At 68.5% G+C, this 13220-nt stretch carries 19 protein-coding genes and 1 tRNA gene; 12 read left to right on the top strand and 8 right to left on the bottom strand.

All coding sequences use genetic code 11. The features are described 5' to 3' along the window. The first annotated feature begins 15 nt into the window (after positions 1-15). The 3 genes from DI005_RS00640 to DI005_RS00630 are packed head-to-tail and all read left to right on the top strand — an operon-like array spanning position 16 to position 1969. Entirely contained in the window at positions 16-885 is an 870-nt protein-coding gene (locus DI005_RS00640; RefSeq protein ID WP_137092932.1) for an ABC transporter ATP-binding protein, read from the top strand. After that, positions 882-1733 (top strand): ABC transporter permease, encoded by an 852-nt coding sequence (locus DI005_RS00635; RefSeq protein WP_112265906.1) that lies wholly within the window; start codon positions 882-884, stop codon positions 1731-1733. Before DI005_RS00640 ends, DI005_RS00635 begins: the two co-directional genes overlap by 4 nt. Continuing rightward, the gene (locus tag DI005_RS00630) at positions 1733-1969 is read left to right on the top strand and encodes a helix-turn-helix transcriptional regulator (protein ID WP_110334291.1); all 237 of its coding nucleotides are present in this window, start codon (positions 1733-1735) and stop codon (positions 1967-1969) included. The genes DI005_RS00635 and DI005_RS00630 overlap by 1 nt, the downstream gene beginning before the upstream one ends. Here the strand turns inward: DI005_RS00630 and DI005_RS00625 are convergent. Beyond that, entirely contained in the window at positions 1961-2551 is a 591-nt protein-coding gene (locus DI005_RS00625) for a DUF308 domain-containing protein (protein WP_112265904.1), read from the bottom strand. The two genes, DI005_RS00630 and DI005_RS00625, sit on opposite strands and share 9 nt — an antisense overlap. Before the next feature lie 295 nt (positions 2552-2846). Here DI005_RS00625 and DI005_RS00620 point away from each other — a divergent pair, with 295 nt between their 5' ends. The 3 genes from DI005_RS00620 (at position 2847) to DI005_RS00610 (ending at position 4632) form a co-directional block, all read left to right on the top strand. After that, positions 2847-3194, top strand: a complete 348-nt coding sequence (locus DI005_RS00620) for a DoxX family protein (protein ID WP_112265902.1) — start codon at positions 2847-2849, stop codon at positions 3192-3194. Between the two features lie 251 nt (positions 3195-3445). Then, a complete protein-coding gene (locus DI005_RS00615; RefSeq protein WP_112265900.1) occupies positions 3446-4045 on the top strand; it encodes a TetR/AcrR family transcriptional regulator in 600 nt (199 codons plus the stop codon). Continuing rightward, positions 4042-4632 carry an N-acetyltransferase gene (locus DI005_RS00610; protein WP_233519929.1) on the top strand — a complete coding sequence of 197 codons (591 nt, stop codon included), beginning with the start codon at positions 4042-4044 and terminating at the stop codon, positions 4630-4632. Before DI005_RS00615 ends, DI005_RS00610 begins: the two co-directional genes overlap by 4 nt. Positions 4633-4966: 334 nt before the next feature. On the opposite strand, the gene DI005_RS00605 is transcribed toward DI005_RS00610, so the two are convergent. After that, complete coding sequence (locus DI005_RS00605) at positions 4967-5935, bottom strand: LysR family transcriptional regulator (protein WP_158559769.1); 969 nt, start codon at positions 5933-5935, stop codon at positions 4967-4969. Positions 5936-6039: 104 nt separating this feature from the next. Here DI005_RS00605 and DI005_RS00600 point away from each other — a divergent pair, with 104 nt between their 5' ends. The 3 genes from DI005_RS00600 (at position 6040) to DI005_RS00590 (ending at position 9550) form a co-directional block, all read left to right on the top strand. Beyond that, positions 6040-6918: an MBL fold metallo-hydrolase gene (locus tag DI005_RS00600; protein WP_113640955.1), complete on the top strand. Its 879-nt coding sequence runs from the start codon at positions 6040-6042 to the stop codon at positions 6916-6918. Positions 6919-7049: 131 nt separating this feature from the next. Continuing rightward, positions 7050-8429, top strand: coding sequence for an SLC13 family permease (locus tag DI005_RS00595; protein WP_113640954.1), 1380 nt, complete (start codon positions 7050-7052; stop codon positions 8427-8429). Between the two features lie 44 nt (positions 8430-8473). Beyond that, positions 8474-9550 carry a Glu/Leu/Phe/Val dehydrogenase dimerization domain-containing protein gene (locus DI005_RS00590; RefSeq protein ID WP_113640953.1) on the top strand — a complete coding sequence of 359 codons (1077 nt, stop codon included), beginning with the start codon at positions 8474-8476 and terminating at the stop codon, positions 9548-9550. A gap of 303 nt (positions 9551-9853) precedes the next feature. Here the strand turns inward: DI005_RS00590 and DI005_RS00585 are convergent. Further along, a tRNA-Ala gene (locus tag DI005_RS00585) sits at positions 9854-9926 on the bottom strand. A gap of 32 nt (positions 9927-9958) precedes the next feature. Next, positions 9959-10150: a DLW-39 family protein gene (locus DI005_RS00580; RefSeq protein WP_110334286.1), complete on the bottom strand. Its 192-nt coding sequence runs from the start codon at positions 10148-10150 to the stop codon at positions 9959-9961. Positions 10151-10288: 138 nt separating this feature from the next. Here DI005_RS00580 and DI005_RS00575 point away from each other — a divergent pair, with 138 nt between their 5' ends. Further along, positions 10289-10522 carry a CsbD family protein gene (locus DI005_RS00575; protein ID WP_113640952.1) on the top strand — a complete coding sequence of 78 codons (234 nt, stop codon included), beginning with the start codon at positions 10289-10291 and terminating at the stop codon, positions 10520-10522. A gap of 47 nt (positions 10523-10569) precedes the next feature. On the opposite strand, the gene DI005_RS00570 is transcribed toward DI005_RS00575, so the two are convergent. Together DI005_RS00570 and DI005_RS00565 are read right to left on the bottom strand one after the other, a co-directional pair. Further along, entirely contained in the window at positions 10570-11211 is a 642-nt protein-coding gene (locus DI005_RS00570) for a class I SAM-dependent methyltransferase (RefSeq protein ID WP_113640951.1), read from the bottom strand. Between the two features lie 7 nt (positions 11212-11218). Then, a complete protein-coding gene (locus tag DI005_RS00565; protein WP_113640950.1) occupies positions 11219-11431 on the bottom strand; it encodes a pyridoxamine 5'-phosphate oxidase family protein in 213 nt (70 codons plus the stop codon). Here DI005_RS00565 and DI005_RS00560 point away from each other — a divergent pair. After that, positions 11430-12083 carry a bifunctional DNA primase/polymerase gene (locus tag DI005_RS00560; RefSeq protein WP_113640949.1) on the top strand — a complete coding sequence of 218 codons (654 nt, stop codon included), beginning with the start codon at positions 11430-11432 and terminating at the stop codon, positions 12081-12083. The two genes, DI005_RS00565 and DI005_RS00560, sit on opposite strands and share 2 nt — an antisense overlap. Before the next feature lie 86 nt (positions 12084-12169). Here DI005_RS00560 and DI005_RS00555 read toward each other — a convergent pair whose 3' ends face one another. Beyond that, on the bottom strand, positions 12170-12370 hold the full coding sequence (locus DI005_RS00555) for a hypothetical protein (protein WP_147263811.1): 201 nt from the start codon (positions 12368-12370) through the stop codon (positions 12170-12172). A 33-nt stretch (positions 12371-12403) separates the two neighbouring features. After that, positions 12404-12634, bottom strand: a complete 231-nt coding sequence (locus DI005_RS00550; RefSeq protein ID WP_147263810.1) for a hypothetical protein — start codon at positions 12632-12634, stop codon at positions 12404-12406. 132 nt (positions 12635-12766) lie between these two features. Here DI005_RS00550 and DI005_RS00545 point away from each other — a divergent pair, with 132 nt between their 5' ends. Continuing rightward, on the top strand, positions 12767-13189 hold the full coding sequence (locus DI005_RS00545; protein WP_113640946.1) for an AAA family ATPase: 423 nt from the start codon (positions 12767-12769) through the stop codon (positions 13187-13189). The last annotated feature ends 31 nt before the right edge of the window (positions 13190-13220 follow it).

The following is a 13220-nucleotide window of genomic DNA, read 5'->3' as shown; positions in this document are numbered from 1 at the left end:
GTCCGTGACCTGCGCATGCGCTACGGCACGGTGGACGTGCTGCGCGGGGTCACCTTCCACGCCAACCGGGGCGAGGTGCTCGCGCTGCTCGGGCCCAACGGCGCGGGCAAGACCACGACCATCGAGATACTCGAAGGCTTCCGCATGCGTTCGGCCGGTGAGGTCAGCGTCCTCGGCACCGACCCGGCGGCAGGCGACGAGGCCTGGCGCGCACGGATCGGCGTGGTGCTGCAGTCGTGGCGCGACCACAGCAAGTGGCGCGTGCGGGAACTCCTGCAGCACCTCGGCACCTACTACGAGCCATACGGCAAGCCTTGGAACGTCGACCAGCTCGTCGCCGCGGTGGGTCTCACCGAGCATGCGCACAAGAAGGCGAGCCAGCTCTCCGGCGGGCAGCGCCGCAGGCTCGACGTCGCGATCGGCATCGTGGGCAGGCCGGAGCTGCTTTTCCTCGACGAGCCGACGGCCGGCTTCGATCCCCACGCCCGCAGGGAGTTCCACGACCTTGTCCACCGGCTGTCCGATTTGGACGACACCACGATCCTGCTGACCACACACGACCTGGACGAGGCGGAGAAGCTCGCCGACCGCATCCTCGTGCTCGCGGGCGGAACGATCATCGCCGACGGCTCGGCCGACGCGCTCTCCCGGCGGATGGCCACCGAGGCCGAGGTGCGGTGGAGCCGCGACGGCGACCTGTTCGTGCACTCCACGAGCGACGCGACCGGCTTCGTCCGACAGCTTTTCGCCCAGTACGGCCAGGAGATCGCCGACCTCGAGGTGCGCAGGGCGTCGCTCGAGGACACCTACCTGGCACTCGTGCGGGACTTCGAAGCAGGCGACCAGGAGGCCGCCGCCCGGTCTTTCGAGAAGAGGAACCGATGAACCCGACAGCGGCCGCGATCAGGGCGGGGATCAGGCGCGGGCGGATCGAACTGCGCCAGACGTTCACCAACTTCCAGGACCTGTGGGGATACCTGTTCCCCGCGGTCGCGCTGCTCGTCGTCATGACGCTGATGCGCGGCTCGACGATTCCCGGCACGGAGTTCTCGCGCGGCACGATGACGCTGCCGAGCGTGCTCGGCGTCAGCGTCGCGTTCAGCAGCCTGGTCAACCTCGCCCAGATCCTCACCATCGAACGCGAGGACGGGACGCTCCTGCGGGCGAAAGCCGTGCCCGGCGGCATGCTCGGCTATCTCGTCGGCAAGATCGTGATGATCTCGGGAACGGCGCTCATCAACGTCGCCATCGTGCTTGTCCCCGGCGTTTTCCTGTTCGCCGGCCTCGACCTCGGCGACGTCGGCGCATGGCTGACCCTGCTGTGGGTGCTGGTGCTCGGGCTCGTCGCGACCATGCCGCTCGGCGCGATCGTCGGCTCGCTGTTCCCCAATGCCCGCAACCTCGGCGCGGTGATGTTGCCCATCATGGGCCTGGTGGCGATTTCGGGGATCTTCTACCCCATCACCGGGTTCCCCGAGTGGCTGCAGTGGATCGCGCAGGTGTTCCCCATCTACTGGCTCGGCCTCGGCATGCGCTCCGCGCTACTGCCGGACGGCATGCAGGCCGTGGAGATCAGCGAGTCGTGGCGGCACTGGGAGACCGCCGGTGTGCTCGGGGTGTGGGCTGTGATCGGATTGGTTGTGGCACCCATGGTGTTGCGCCGGATGGCACGCAGGGAGTCCGGTTCGAGCGTGGCGGCACGCAGGGAGAAGGCATTGCAGAGGATCGCGTGATGAGCGAGACCATCTACAACCGCATCGCGGTGCTCCGCGCGGAACGCGGGGTCAGCAGGCGGCAGCTCGCCGAGGCGCTCGGGGTGCACTACCAGACGGTGGGCTACCTCGAGCGCGGCGAGTACAGCCCGAGCCTGTACCTCGCGCTGCGCATGGCGGAGTACTTCGAGGTGCCGGTGGAGGTGCTGTTCTCGATCCACCCGTTCCCGAGGATCGGTGCCGAGCGCTCAGCGTGAAACGGCCGCCTTGCGCAGCTGCAGGCTGAACCACAGAGTGCCGAGGCCACGCAGCAGCAGGCCGATGCCGAGCCAGATCGCGAGCGTGAGGATCGTCAGGCCCGGCCAGACGAGCGCGATCACGCCGATGAGGAGCGTGAGGATGCCGAGCGTGAGCCATAGCCCCCACATCGGCAGCCCCCGCCGCCACGTGAGTGCCGCGCCGATCTGCCCGACGCCCGCCACCACGAAGCCGACGCCGACCACGACGGCGAGCGCCAGCAGCGTTATGCCGGGCCACACGAGCGCGACGATGCCGACGATGATCCACAGTGCACCGATCACGTAGGAGGGCCAACGCACGCGGTGCCTGCCCGCCATCACGAGGTCGTCGACGCCCTCGACGAGCAGTGCGATCGCCACCAGCACGGTCAGCACGCCGACGGCCGTGGCGAGGTTGGCGAGCAGCAGGATCGCCAGCACCACGGTGGCGAGGCCCAGCAAAGCGATCAGCCACCACCGCCTCGAGATCCGGCGGACCTCCTCAGCCAGCTCGCCCGCGAAGGTGATCCCGAACGCCCGGTACGTGTCCGTCGTGGCCATGGCGCCCCTCCTGCCGTCGATGGCCGCGACGCTAGGCCCGAAACCGGCAGGTCGCCAGCGCGGTCACCCGTTCGCTCGGCTCGCAGGGTGAAACAAGTTCGCGACGTGTCCGCGAGGCACCCACGCCGGCTACCAGCGGGACCGGGTCGAACGGGCCTGACCTGGCTCAACGCGGCGCGGCCCGGTGCCCGCCGAACTCTCGGGCGCCCTGCGGCAAAACCCTGACCGGTCACATCCGAGAACTCCGGCGGGTCGAGACGGTGACAAGGCACCACGACCCGTTGGGAGAGTCCGGATGTTCACCGCACACATCGTCGTCACCGTCGTCGCAGCAGCACTGGCGGCCTTCTCGGCCGGTTCCGTCTTCTTCCACGCCAAGTGGGTGGTGGAGCCGCTGACCGAGTACCGGGTCCCGCGCTCGTGGTGGCCGTGGCTCGGCACAGCCAAGGCCGCGGGCGCGCTCGGTCTGGTGATCGGGCTGTTCGTGCCCGCGATCGGCGTCGCCGCAGGCATCGGCCTGGTGCTGTACTTCACCGGCGCGGTGATCACGGTAGCCAGGGCGCGCTGGTTCTCGCACATCCCGTTCCCGCTGGTCTACGTGGCACCGGTGATCGGTTCGCTGGTGTTGGGCTTCGCCGCCTGACCGACCCGAACCGCAGCACGAGCGGGTCAGTCGAGACCACGAAGGTTGGACCGGCGGCGGTGCCGAGCGAGGCCGCATCCGACCAGGGAACCGCAGGCCAGTGGCACCGCCCGGCAAGTTCCGGTGCACGGCCGTGCCGCCCGGATCACCTTTCGCCTCGCGGAAGGAGCCTCCTCCCACGGCCTGCGCGTCAGCGTACAGGACCGTCTCGTGTAGAGTGAACATAGGTTCATTCAAAAGGGAGAGGCTCTGTGCCGAGGTCGGACCAGCAGAACGAGGCGCTGCGCAGCGCGAGCCGGGAGGCCGTGCTCACCCACGCGGTGCGGGTGTTCGCCCGCCGCGGTTACGCCGCCGCGAGCATGCGTGACATCGCCCGTGAGGCAGGAATCAGCGTCGGACTCATCTACCGGCACTACGCCACGAAGGACGAGTTGTTCGCCGACGTGCTCGACCGCGCTGCTGCGGGTCTGGACGAGGTTGCGGGCGAGCTCGCCACGGCTGACGGTCATGCGTCCCTTGGCCGGTTCGTGGAGCGCTACCTCGGCGGGATCGCTGCCGACGGCGGCGCGGCCGAGTTCTCGACGGTCGTCAACCAGGCTTTCCTCAGCGACGAACCGGCAGGCGCACGCGAGCGGCTGCTCGCCAGCCATCTCGCCTTCCGGCGGTCGCTGGAGGCCGCGATCTCGCGGGCGCAACAGGACGGGCACTGCACGACAGGAGACGCCAAGGCTGTCGCCGTGGTGCTGCTCTCTTTGCTGTCCGGTGCCGTGACGATGCGCATGGCGATCGGCGCCGCCGCCGTGCCGGATCCAGCGACGGTGCTGCACCTGCTGAACGGAGGACCGCGGTGATCACGGTGAGCCGGGGTGACGAGCTCGGGGAGCCGATGCGGCGGCGGATCACGGAGGTTCTCGTCCACGGGTTCGCCGAGGACTTCTCCTTCTTCTCCAAGGATCCCGGCGCGCTCGCCGACGCGTTCGCCCACATGCTGCTGCTCGACCGGTTCCACGTGGCGTGCGTCGACGGCAACCCCGCGGCGGTCGCGACCCTCACCTCCGGAACGGAGCAGTGCTTCGCACCCAAGTGGGCACCGTTTCGCAGGCACCTCGGGTTGCTGCGCGGAACCGTCTGCTACTTCGTGGTGCGGAACCAGTTCATGGGCGTGTCCGAGGGCGTGACCGCCGATGTGGCGGAGATCGGCTTCGTCGCCACCGCTCCCGAATACCAGGGACGCGGGGTGGCGACCGTCCTCCTGCGACATCTCATCGCGGTGCCGGGCTTCCGCGCCTTCGTGTTGGAGGAGATCAAGGACAACAACACGCCTGCGCTCGGCCTCTACCGGAAACTCGGGTTCACCGAGTACCGCAGGCGCCCGCAGAAACACGCCGCGCGGGCCGGGTTCGAGGCGTACGTCTCGATGCGCCTCGATGTCGAGTGATAGAGCCCTCCGCACACCTCTCCCCGGCGCACCGGGCGAACATCGACTTCTTCGTCTCCGTCGCGGGGTAGCGCGTGTCTGTTAGGTGATCCTTGCGGGATCGGCGACATCCTTAACGCGGCGCTTACCGGATGGTGCGCAGCCGCACCAGGTAGGCGGCAGCCTCTGGTTCCCCTTCGGAGCTGTCCACCGGGTCGCCGCGGCGGTGTGAGGCTCGTCCGTACCAAGGGTTGAGCGGCCAGTCGGTCGTCGTCCGACGCATGAAGTAGCAGTTGCTACCCCGCACTCGCCGCGTGCGGCGCACTCCGCGGGGTTGCAGCCCTCGCCGACGGCCCTAAGCCTTGCTGGAATTCAACGATGGCTGGAGTCCCCGGCCGCTGCCGGTGTTGGTCCGGATGTCTTCGTGTTCGCCCATAGTGTCGAGGAATGCGGAGGCGGCGGCAGTGAATTCGATGCGGTGAACGACCAGCATCGTGTTCAGCACGGGTGGCGCGAGGCCGACGACCACCGCGCCGAGTTGCCCGGCGAGACGACCCAAGGACCACGGCAGCAAAGCCGCGCCGACCCCGCTGAGGATCAGCGGGATCATGGCCTCTCGATGACCGACCTCGGCGGCCACCCGAACCTGAAGGCCGTCGGTGCCGAGTTGGTCTGTCAGGGCGCGTAGTCTGCTGCCCGGCTCCGCAACGATGAGCGGCACGTTGACCAGTTCGGCCCGGGTCAGTTTGCCTGCCGTGGCCGGCTTCGAGCCGGGTGGTAGGACCGCCACGACCTCGTGCAGCCCAATTGGCCGGCAGACGAGGCCATCCTCGCACCGGTGGTGTTCCGGGTCGTCGATGGCCAGCCCGAGATCGGCCTTTCCCCTGGCCACCAGATCGTGCTCGGCGCCGGGCGGATGGCGCAGAATGCGCACGCGGACCCCAGGATACTTCCGACGGAAGCGTGCCACGGCGTTCGCGAGAGGCTCGATCGCCAGTGATGCTGGCGCGGCGATGCTCACCTCTCCGGTGTCGAGCGCGGTACGGGCGGCCACAGCGGCGCGGGCGCTGGCCAGCCCTCCGATGACCTGCCGCGCGTGGTCCACCAGCGCATAACCGGTCTCGTTGAGGACGAGGCGGCGGCCAACTCGATTGAACAACGGTGCCCCGAAGTCCTGCTCCAGATCGCGGATGGCCAACGACAGTGAGGGCTGGGCGATGTGGAGCTGCTCCGCGGCGCGGGTCAAGGTCCCGGCGTCGACGACGGCGAGGAAGTACGCCAACCGGCGCGCGTCTCCGCCAGCCTGACCCAGCTCATAGCCCACACCTATGAAGGTAGTAGGCATTTTGTCGTGGACGCAAGGGCGTTCCTCACCCCTAATGATACGAACAAGTACACGCGAATCGAATTGGGTGAGACGACGTTCCGATGGTAAAGGTTCACATTCTCGGCTCAGGGACCCCGACCCCCACGCCGGACCGGTTCGGCAGCAGCTACGTGATCGACATGGGAAATGAGCTGGTCATGGTGGATTGCGGGCCGGCAACAACTCATAAGCTCGCTCGGGCGGGTCTCTCCGCCACCGACGTTTCCACAGTTTTTCTGACGCATCACCATTTCGACCACAATGTCGACCTTCCGTGCTTCCTGCTCGTGCGCTGGGATCAGGCCACGCCCGCGACTCCGATTCTGCGGGTTTGCGGGCCACAACCGACCGCAGCGATCGTCGAGGAACTCATAGGCAAGGAAGGAGTGTTCCGGCGAGATATCCGTGCCAGGATCGAGCACCCGGCCAGTCAGCGGGTGTTCCAGATGCGCGGGGGCGAGCTGCCGCGGCCGTGGCCGGTCTGGCAGGCCAGGGACCTGGTCCCGGACGAGCTGCTCGACGGGGGCACCTGGCAGGTGACGACGGCGCGGGCCGCGCACGTACAGCCGTACCTGGACTCCCTCGCTTATCGCTTCTCCACCCCGGCTGGCACCGTGGCCATCACCGGGGACACCGCGCCGTGTCCGGAGATCGTCGAGCTCGCGCGTGACGCCGACATGCTGCTGTGCTGCTGCTGGGACCACCATGACGGTGAGGAGCAGATCGACGAATGTGTCGCCGAGGGCATGGTGGGCAACATGTGCGGTCCCGAGGACGCGGCACGGATCGCGGCGGAGGCGAATGTCGGACGCCTCGTACTCGTGCACGCCACGCCCAGTGTCGCCGAACCCGAATCCGCCTCCCGCGCGGTGAAGGTCGCCCGGGAGATCTTCGACGGCCCTGTCGTGTTCGCCCATGAAGGGCTCGAACTCACCCTGTGATCCCGGCGTTTCGAAGCTGTAACGAAAGTGAAGGTCATGAGTAAGCCCGAAGAAGTGCGCACTCACGTCGATCACGCGCCGCTCCACCATCTTCGACCGTCCCAGGTCGACGACGGATCGCGAGGTCGACAATGAGCCCGGTCCTGGTTTCCCTGCTGGTTCTCGCGATCATCTTTATCCTGGCCTCCTGGCGCAACATCAACATCGGCACGCTCGCGTTTCCCGGGGCGCTTCTCGTGGGGACCTGCGCCGGACTCAACGTGGACGATGTGCTCGCCGGATTTCCGGTGGAGCTGTTCATGGTGGTCGTCGGTGTGACGTACCTGTTCGGGATCGCGCAGGTCAACGGAACCATCGACTGGTTGCTCGACGGCGGGGTCACTCTGCTGCGGGGCCGCACCGCTTTCCTGCCCGTGTTGCTGTTCCTCGTGGCGTTCGGCATCAGCGCGGTCGGTCCGGTCGCGGCCGCGACCGTCACGCTGATGATTCCCATCGCTATGCGATGCGGATACCGCTACGGCCTAAACCCATTCATGATGGCCATGGTCACCCTGTGCGGTGTCCAGGCGGGATACTTCTCACCCATCGCGCTCTACAGCGTGACCGTCACGAAGATCCTGCACTCGCACGGGTTGGCGGTCAGCCCACTCGGGCTGTTCCTGGCTCACCTCGTGCTGAACCTCGTGATCGCGGTCGTGGTCTTCGTGCTCTTCGGTGGCTTGCGCATCCGGGGCCAGCGGACGCCGCGCGGGGCAGACGTCGCCGGAACGGACGGTGTGGCAGCGGCAGGGATCGCCGGGCCGACGCCCGGTGGTTCCTCCGAACCGGAGGGCGGCCGCGACACCAAGACCATCACGGCGACATCTCCCGCCCCCGTCGACGCCTCGGGCCGCGCGACGGCAGTCACGGGGAAGGCCGTCACCTACCGATGGGCCACCCTCGGTGGCCTGGTGACGCTCGCAGTCGGCATCGTCGTACTCGACGTCGACCCCGGGCTACTTGCCCTGAGCATCGGCGCCGTCCTCATGCTGGCGTTCGCGTCCGGTGAGGACCGAAACTACGTGAACAAAGTCGCCTGGCCAACCTGCTTCATGCTCGCCGGGGTGCTGACCTACGTGGCCGTGATGCAGGAGATCGGAGCCTTCACCGCGATCAGCTCGGCGCTGACCGGAATCGGCGGCCCCCAGCTCGGTGTCCTGCTGCTGTCCCTGATGACGGGTATCGTGTCGATCTTCGCCTCGTCCGCTGGAACGATGGCCACCGGCGTCCCCTTGTTGGTCCCCGTGCTTGGTGCGGACCCATCACTGTCTCTGTTCGGCTCGGTCACCACCATCACCGCCTCCGCCTACCTCGTCGACGCCAACCCGCTCAACCTGCTCGGTGCGCTCGTCATGGGCAACGCGCGTGCCGAAGACCAGGCCGGCATGTTCCGCAAGCTCGTCGTGTGGGCCGCAGTGATGACTGTGGTGTCGCCGGTCCTCACCTGGGCCGTGCTCGTCCTTCCCAGCTGAACCGAGAACCCTGCGCCCTCATCGACAATCACGAGGAGAGCTCCGTGCACATCGAGTCCGTACTGTCCACGTGGGAGGGAGAGTCATGTCACCTCCGCCACGACAGGGAAACCGGCGTCTGGTTCGCTATCGCGATCCACTCCACCCACCGCGGCCCTGCCGCCGGCGGCACGCGCCTCATGAGCTACATCTCCGCTGCCGCCGCCGTCGCCGACGCTACCCGCCTCGCCACGGCGATGACGCTCAAGATGGCTGTCGCCGATCTACCCATGGGCGGAGGGAAATCGGTGATCGCACTTCCTGCCGAAGCCCCACGGCCGGACCTAGCGACCCGGCAGCGGTTGCTAACCCTCCACGCCCACAACCTGGAACGACTCGGCGGCCAGTACTGGACCGGCCCCGACATCGGAACCTCCTCGGCCGACATGGACATCCTCGGCCGACAGACCCGATATGCCTTCGGACGCGCCACCGAGGCCGGCGGATCCGGTTCCAGCGCCGAAGAAACCGCCCAAGGCGTGTTCGAAGCCGTACAGGCCACCGCGCACGAGGCCCGTCTCGGCACCCTCGCCGACCGCACCCTGCTCATCCAAGGCCTCGGCGCTGTCGGCCTACGAGTCGCCGAACTCGCGGCCGACGCCGGCGCGCGGTTGCTCGTCACCGACCTCGACCCAGACCGGTGCGCCACCGCGGACCGTCTCGGCGCCAAGGCGATCAACCCCACCGAAGCCACCACCACTGAATGCGACATCCTCGTACCCTGTGCCACCGGCGGGCTCATAGACACACCGACCGCCCACCGCCTACCCTGCGCCGCGATCGCCGGCGCCGCCAACAACATCCTCACCAACCCTGAGATCGCGGACATCCTCCAGGAGCGAGGAATCGTTTACGCACCGGACTTCGTCGCCAACTGCGGCGGCGCCATCCATCTCATCGGCCGCGAGGTCCTGGGCTGGAGCGCCGACAACGTTCGTGCCCGCACCCGCAACATCCGCGACACCCTCGACACGATCTTCACCAACGCACGCCGCTACGGGATCTCCACCGAACGCGCCGCACACGACCTCGCCGCAGCCAAGCTCGCCAGGGCGGAAGCACCAGCAGACACGGGGCAGTGAACCGTCCACGACTCTCTGCCGCTGCCCTGCGTGTGCCATCGCCGGGCGGGATGGCGGTTTCGGGCACCCAGCCGGGGCATACATCGCGTAGGTCTCGCGCGTGCTGTCCTCGACCTCGAGTGTCTTCAGCCACTGGTCGATCGCCACGCTGAGGGTCGCGTTCGTCCTAGCGTGGCGCTCGCGTCAACCTGGGCGACGAGCTTCCCGAGGATGCGCTCGGCTTCTTTCCCGTCCGCGTTTCGTGGGTCCCATCACATTGAGGACTTGAGCGATGTTGCCAACGAAACGCCTGGTCAAACCCTGTGGAGCTGAGGGGAATCGAACCCCTGACCTCCGCCTTGCAAAAGCGGCGCTCTACCAATTGAGCTACAGCCCCTGACCGTGGACCGGTGAGGTCCACGGGACAAGTCAGTTCTTGCTCGCGGAGTCCGAGCCCGCCTTGGCCGGGGCGCTGCCGTTGGGCGACACTCCGTTCAGCGGACGCTCGGTCGGCGCAGTCGCTTCGCGCCACAGGTCCGCCTCTGCCTTGGCGTCCTTGTTGCGCTTGATCACGAAAAACACGCCGCCCGCGACAACCGCGAGTGCCAACAGCTTCTTCACGGTGATGGCCCTCCTCGACGACAACCTGCTGACCCTGCGCCTGCGATGCTACTGCACCCGGCCGGGGCCGGGTTTATGCGGTCGGACTCACGGGTAGGCGGTCGGTGACGCCACGTACGGCGACAAGGAGGGACCACCATGGGCAACCGTGACGAACAGCAGGAAGGCCTCAAGGGCGCCGTCGAGGACATCAAGGGGCGCGTGAAGGAGAGCGCCGGCGCGCTCTTCGGCAACGACCAGATGCAGCGTGAGGGTGGCGCCCAGCAGGACAAGGCACGCGCTCAGCAGGACATCGCCGAGCACGAGGAGAGGGCCAAGCAGGCGGAGCGCGACGCCGCCGCGGCCGAGGCCCGCGAGCGCGGCCAGCAGTAGAAACGACTTGGCTGTCAAGGGCTGTTCCACGTGGAACAGCCCTTGATCTATGCGCTGTCCGGCCGTTGCCAGTGCAGGAGGTAGCGCCAGAACACCAGCCGCCGCACGTGGCTACCAGGCAGCGTGGCCTCGGCGATCCGCCGGACCTGCCGGGTGGTCAGCGGCGGGTCGAGGTTCACCGGCATCACGTCATGCGTGGGCTCGTGCCGGAACCACTCACCCCGGCCGGCAGCCCTGAGCGCGCCGAAGCCGACGCCGAGCAGGCGATGACCGACGGCCCCGAGCAGCTCGGCGGGCAGCTCGCGCGGCAGGTCCGGACGAGGCAACGCCACGGCTGCGAGCACCCCGCCTGGCCGCAGCGCACGAGACAGCCGCTGCAGCGCGTCGTGCAGGGGCAGGTGGTGCAGCGCGGTGACCGAAACGATCGCGTCGTAGTGGGCCTCCGGTAGCGGATACCGCATCACGTCGCCCAGGACGCACGCGACGTTGTCCGGGGTGCGCTCCTCGGCGCGCTCGATCATCACCGGCGAGATGTCCATCGCGTCGACGTGCTCCACTCGCGCGGCCAGCCGCGCGGCGAACGCTCCCGCGCCGCAGCCCACGTCCAGCACGCGACGGCACCGCCGCGGCAGCTTGCCAAGCAGGACCCGCTGGTAGAAGGCGTTGTGGTCCCAGTCGAGGGCGCCCATGTTCCCGTCAGGGCCCTGGCGCGTGCACGGTGCGCCGTGGCTCGTACCAGTCCTCGCCGACGGGCTCGCCCGCGAGATTCCAGCTGCTCCCCCAGAAATCGGTCCCATCGAACTCCGCAGCCACCGGGACGACGTCCGGCTGACCATCGGCGCCGACGGTGGCCAGGTGTCCCATCGGATGCGCCCGCAGGTAGGCGATCTCCTCGTCAGTGGAGGACATGATCGCCAGACCCCCACAGCGGGCTGCGTTGTCACGTTCCCGCAAGTCAGACCGCGTGGATCGCGAACACGGCGTATCACCACCGAGTAGCACGAAGGCCGGTCCCGCGCCGGGGAACCGGCCTTCGTGTGTTCTGTGGGCCCAGGACTTGAACCTCCGACCTCCCTCACCGTGGCCACCCCCTTCGGTGGGCTGCACCTGTACTACACCGCCCTCGAAGGCGTGGAGTTGCGCAACACCAGCGGCGACACCGGTCGACACCCGCGCGTGGGACGGCTACGTCGTCGCCCCCGGCTCGATCACCCGAACCGGCGCCTACCGCTACGTGCGCGACGGCGCGGTGGCCGCGCTGCCCGCGTCGCTGGCCGAACGGCTCGACCCGACGCTGCCACCCGACGCCAGTCACCCCAATCGGGCCGAGCACCGGCCGCCGCTCGCGGTACCTGGAGGCCGCGTCGCGGGAGGAATGCCGCCGGGTCGCCGAGGCCAGCAGCAACCGCAACGCCACGTTGTACGGCGCGGCCGTCGCGCTCGGCCAGCTGGTCCCCGGGGCGCCCTGCCCGAAGACGAGGTGCGGGCGGCGCTGCGCAAGCGTGCGGGCGGCACCTCGGCTCGCGGCAGTTCACCGCACGCGAGGCCGACTAGACCATAACCTCCGGCATTAGGGCCGGGGCCAACCGGCCGCGCCGCGTCGCCTGATGAGCGCGAGAAGGGACCACCCCACTGATGTCACATGGACTACGCGCGTCGCGAGAACCAGGCCAGGACCGCACCCGTACCGCCGCCGACCACCGCGCAGGAGATTGCCGGGTCAACCCAGGGATTCGCGTCGTCAAACAGGAACCCAGCACCCGCGCCAGCGAAGTACATGCCCACCACCGCCGCGCCCAGGTACAGAAGCAGCCGCCGACGCTGAGCCCGTTCGTCCGATTCGCCCACGTCGCGCCTCCGCACTCCCTCGTCCGGAGCCGCTCAGCGCCGCTCGCGCCGGATCAGCACGTACCGGACCCACTGGTAGGCCGCCACCAGCCCGAACAGCACGCACCACATCCAAGGAAGCCACTCAGGAGCGGCAGTCAATGCTGCGAAGACGCCGAACCCAACCGCCGCCCCCGTCATCACGAGCGCGCTGAAAAGGATCGCCCGCATCTGGCCCGCCGTCAGGGCCTCCGGCCGCTGGCCCAACCACCGTGGCCATTCCATGCCCACGACCCTCGCACAGCTCACCGGTTCCCCGCGCCAACCGAACGGAGGCATACGCCATGACCAGTGTCCGCGCTCTGAGCGTCGTGCCGGATCACCCGCCCCGCCGGACCCGGTGGACCGACGCCGAACATGGCCGTCGACTTCCCCGAACCCCGGTCGGCCGTGCCCGGCCTGCTCCGCGAAGGACTCAACCTGCTGGCCGGGGCGCCCAAGCTCGGCAAGTCCTGGCTGTCCCTCGGCCTCGGCGCGGCCATCGCCAACGGCGACCCCGCCCTCAACGCCATCGAGGTCGAGCGGGGCCGGTGCTGTACTGCGCGCTGGAGGACACCGGCCGCCCGCTTGCAGCGCCGTCGTCGGCAGATGCTGGCCGCCGGGGGCCGCCCGGCGCCGCTGCTCCCCCTGGAGACCGGCTGCCCCACGATGAGTATGGGCGGGGCCGAGGGCATCACCGGAGGTAGATCCGGCGGCGTAGTCAGGCAGTTAGTGAAGCAAAGGCCGGTTCCCGCACTTGGGAACCGGCCTTTGACCTGCTGTGGGCCCAGGAGGACTTGAACCTCCGACCTCTTCGTTATCAGGGCAAATC

This window comes from Prauserella sp. PE36 (assembly GCF_003311655.1).
GTDB classification, from domain to species: Bacteria; Actinomycetota; Actinomycetes; order Mycobacteriales; family Pseudonocardiaceae; genus Prauserella_A; species Prauserella_A endophytica.
This window is presented reverse-complemented; position numbering and strand designations above follow the sequence as displayed.